This is a genomic window from Thermodesulfobacteriota bacterium (genome assembly GCA_040757775.1).
Classification (GTDB): Bacteria; Desulfobacterota; UBA8473; order UBA8473; family UBA8473; genus UBA8473.
This window is the reverse complement of sequence record JBFLWQ010000045.1, coordinates 1-3,930: the sequence shown is the minus strand read 5'-3', so window position 1 is coordinate 3,930 and position 3,930 is coordinate 1. Positions and strand designations below refer to the sequence as shown.

Sequence of the window (3,930 nt, the reverse complement as noted above, 5' to 3'; positions counted from 1 at the left end):
AAAAGAAAAGTTTCCATTATATTTAAAAGAACTCGAATTCCGTTATAATAATAGAAAAGAATCTATCTTTAATCTGATAACAAAATATATCACAAATTTGGTGCCAAATCTTTTATAATCACCTTTTATTATTGTAAATGTTTATGGAAAGGAGGTTCAGATGAAAATTTCAAGTTCTGCCTTTAAACAAAATGAGCAAATACCAAAGAAATATACCTGTGATGGTTCTGACGTAAATCCCCCTCTTAAATTTGAGGACGTTCCATCTGAGGCAAAATCACTTGTTCTCATAGTTGATGATCCAGATGCCCCTGTAGGCACATGGGTTCACTGGGTCCTCTGGAACATTGATCCGAAGACTTCAGAGATAAAAGAAAACTCTGTTCCCAAAAGCGCAAAACAGGGTATGAATGATTTTAGGAAACATGGCTATGGAGGACCATGCCCTCCCTCCGGGACGCACAGATATTTTTTTAAGCTCTATGCACTTGATATAACTCTGAACCTCGGGCAGAATATAACAAAAGGCGATATTGAGTCTTCAATCAAAGGACATATTCTTTCAAAAGCGGAATTAATAGGGCTCTATAAAAGAGGCAGATGAAACAGTAAATTCAACCCACCTCTTAATCATTTTATGAACCTCTCAGAGCAAGGGGGTTACACCTTCATATGTCATTATTTTCTTGACAAGAATCCATATCTGGTCGGTCAAACGATAGCAGGAATATTTAAGATTAACAGCCCCTATGCAGCCAAAGCCTTCCTTGCCCGAAGCATCTCAGCAAAGGTCTCCACCCTGGTTCGCAGAGCCTGGGCACTATAACTCCTGGTGTCATAAATATCCACCTCCAGAGCGAGCGTGGGTAGATGGAGGTCTCTTTCCACTTCGTACTTTGTTGCAAGAGAAAGCATTGCAAATGGTCTGCACGAGAACAGGTAATCCCACACAAAACCGTCCGGTTTCCATATTTCAGCGACCTGTTTTATCCTCCATGGGTATGCAGAGGCGCTACCATATGCTCCAACCTTCATCTCCACTTCAGCCTTTTGCTCACCGAAGGTGGTGTACTTGGTCTTCCACGGAGGAGTAGGCCAGAAATAGCATATCCACTGTACAGGAATAGCCAGACCTACACTCTCCGCCATATGCAGGATGGCAGGATCACTGAAGAAGGGCATGCACCAGAGAACCCTGGGGGCACCTTTTTCCCCAACTCCTTTGCCTTCATCTACCTTTTTCTTTACTTCTTTAACGAGCTCGTTCATCATACCGGGAAGCTCCTCTACTACCCTGGCACTGCCTGCTGTACCAAGGAAGCGGAAGATGGCCCAGTGGGCAGCACCTAAAGGCACAGGGTCATTTTTCTGGAACTCGTTTATATTGTTCATGGCCATCCAGAACTGCCCAAGAAACCTGTTTACCTTATCGAATGCCTCCTGGGTAATTTTGATACCCAAGACCTCTTCTAGCCTGGCATAGGCATTATTGATCTCCTTGCCCAGATATTTGACGCGTTCCTCATCGTAGTTGGGAAATTCCCCCCAGATTGAATCGAGACAATTATCCATGGGAATGACCTCGGTCCCCCCAAATCTGTGCAGCAGGAGATCATCCGTCTGGCTGGTCTGGTCACAGAAATAGGCTGATGTCAGGGTTGCCCTTGGAGGGGGGATTATCCCCTTGACTATGGCCCCCCAACGAGCCTGATTGAGGGAACATAATCCCAGCCCCGGGGGTAACCCGTTCTTCTCAGCTGCCTCCAGTAGAGGATCATACCTCTCGTTACCAAATATTTGTCCCAGGGCATGAGAGAGAATGGTTTCAGGAACCACACAATGGACTTTATCCGATGATAAGGAGACTGCTAACCCGAGACCACCGATGCTGGGGAAGGAATAGTAAACTAGCGTTTTCCCTTCATCCTCAGCATTAAGCAGGTCAACAAGCTCCTTAATCCACAGGCCGAACATCCTTCTGATAGATAGCAAATCTAAGTCGAAGTATGTCCGAAGCCTCTCCAAAGCCCGGTCACAGTCTTCCTTACGAATCTCCAGTTTCTCAAAAGCCTTCTCGATTCGACAACTCTCCCTCTTTATCTCGTTGTCTTCAAAGGCACATAGTTTCAATAGCTCTGAATAATACATCTCTCTACCTCCTTATAGTTTCAATGAAGGTTTCAACACGGGTAGTGAAGGGTCCCACCTCTGCCTCGTCATAGTCCGACTCAATCTTCAACGTAGACAAACCGGTCTCCTTCCTGAAAACATCAGGGAAAATGTGTGAAGCGACATCGTAGGCATCACGATACATCAGTTGATACCATATGGCACCATCTGCGTTGAAGTCCTTAGCCAGGCCGGTGAGAAAAGAGAAGCGCTCGGGGTAGCTCTGTCGAAACCATGCTGGCGGTACCCTCCTCATAAAGTACCTGTCTGCCAATGCCCCCATCAGATCACCGTTCAGGTCAACAGCCTGCCAATAGTTCCTTACCCCCTCGGCAAACTCCTCAATAACTACATCTCCTCCAGCCTTTTCAATCAGGTCGAATATCTTGTAGTCTCCCATTGCCAGGGTAGAGCCTGTAAGGAGAACCCGAGGTCCCTTAAATGGTTTAGCCCCTTCCTTCAGTTCGTTCTTTAGCTCTCCAAGCAACTTTACTACGGTAGCCTTTTCACCAAGAAAGGAGATGTGGTTCAATCGTGTAAACTGCCTTCCTGTTATGGACAGGGAGGAAGACTTCCGCATCAGACTTATCTCCTTGAGAAGTTGCCTCTCTCTGTTGGATAGCGCTACGGCATCCTTTAATTTTGTTTCAGTAATCTCGTTTCCCGTAATTTCTTCAAGTTTGTTTTTAAGACGATTGAGCCCATGAATGTAGTAGTGAAGGGCATGCTCCGTCTTACGATGAGGGACACCAAAGGTAAAGAGGTCGGAAGTACCAAAATAGCAACCCCACATTTCAGCTATAGACCGTATATTCACGTCTGTCACAGGAACAACCATCAGATCTATCATCTGGTAGATTTCATCTTCTTTCAACACCTTGTAGCCGATCTGTGCCCGACAGAAGGTATCCATCCATCGTGAGAGATATGCCCCTGCAACTTCTACGGGAACATGCTCTCCGCCCCTTATGAGACCTACGGGGATAGCGCCCGCCGCATATACCATCTCCTCAGGCATATACCCTCCGGGGATATAGCCGATTATCTTTTTCCCCTCCTTCTTCGCTTTTGCCATGTCCACTACCCTAGTCCGTAAATGGGACTCCAGTTTGTCAAACGTAGTCATATACCCTCCTTTCTCTGGTTAGTTTAATGAGTTGTCTTTCTGCCAATGGCAATTTGCCAGCCCCCCCTTTTTTCTTGTCTCCCCCTTTCTTTTGGTTGTTTAGAAAATCTATCACAATCCCTTTTTAACTCATACGAATTTATTATAGAGTCATTCCCAGCATTGACTTGAGAGTTGTAAGTTTTGCTGCGTCTGTGGTCTGTTTAAAAACAGAATCTTGTAACTTCGCTCTAAGAATGGGTGGTCTAGCTAGATGTTGTGGGACAGTTTGGGAATTGCCATCTTCCTACTTTTTTGAAAGTTTGAGAGGGGTTATGGCTTTTTCGGGATAAGAGAATGAGTGATAGGAGAAAAATATACGCATTGATGGCACAACGTTATCTCCTCTCTTGTACTTGAGAAATGCGTCTAATCATACGGGAGCTTTTACTAAAAATTTATCATGTTTTATACTAAGGGATACTAAAAACCTTGTCAAGAGGATTTTGGAGGATGTGTCAAATATTGTATGTTGTCAACAAATAGAATTGTCCGCTTTTGTAACAAATGAATTGTCCACTTTTCTGTCCTCGGAGAAATGGTAAATTTGGAGTCGGAATATCTCCCCTGGGATAGAAGACGAGCGGCGGACCTAC

Annotated in this window: 4 protein-coding genes; 1 reads left to right on the top strand and 3 read right to left on the bottom strand. The window is 44.9% G+C overall.

The features are described from left to right. The first annotated feature begins 160 nt into the window (after positions 1–160). Positions 161–604: a YbhB/YbcL family Raf kinase inhibitor-like protein gene (locus AB1401_15155; protein MEW6616790.1), complete on the top strand. Its 444-nt coding sequence runs from the start codon at positions 161–163 to the stop codon at positions 602–604. Positions 605–747: 143 nt separating this feature from the next. Here AB1401_15155 and AB1401_15150 read toward each other — a convergent pair whose 3' ends face one another. Genes AB1401_15150 through AB1401_15140 form a run of 3 tightly spaced genes read right to left on the bottom strand, consistent with a single transcriptional unit; the run spans position 748 to position 3,410 of the window. Further along, positions 748–2,148 carry a 2-hydroxyacyl-CoA dehydratase family protein gene (locus AB1401_15150; protein ID MEW6616789.1) on the bottom strand — a complete coding sequence of 467 codons (1,401 nt, stop codon included), beginning with the start codon at positions 2,146–2,148 and terminating at the stop codon, positions 748–750. A 4-nt stretch (positions 2,149–2,152) separates the two neighbouring features. Next, positions 2,153–3,295, bottom strand: coding sequence for a 2-hydroxyacyl-CoA dehydratase family protein (locus AB1401_15145; GenBank protein MEW6616788.1), 1,143 nt, complete (start codon positions 3,293–3,295; stop codon positions 2,153–2,155). Beyond that, on the bottom strand, positions 3,282–3,410 hold the full coding sequence (locus AB1401_15140; GenBank protein ID MEW6616787.1) for a hypothetical protein: 129 nt from the start codon (positions 3,408–3,410) through the stop codon (positions 3,282–3,284). The genes AB1401_15145 and AB1401_15140 overlap by 14 nt, the downstream gene beginning before the upstream one ends. Positions 3,411–3,930 lie beyond the last annotated feature (520 nt).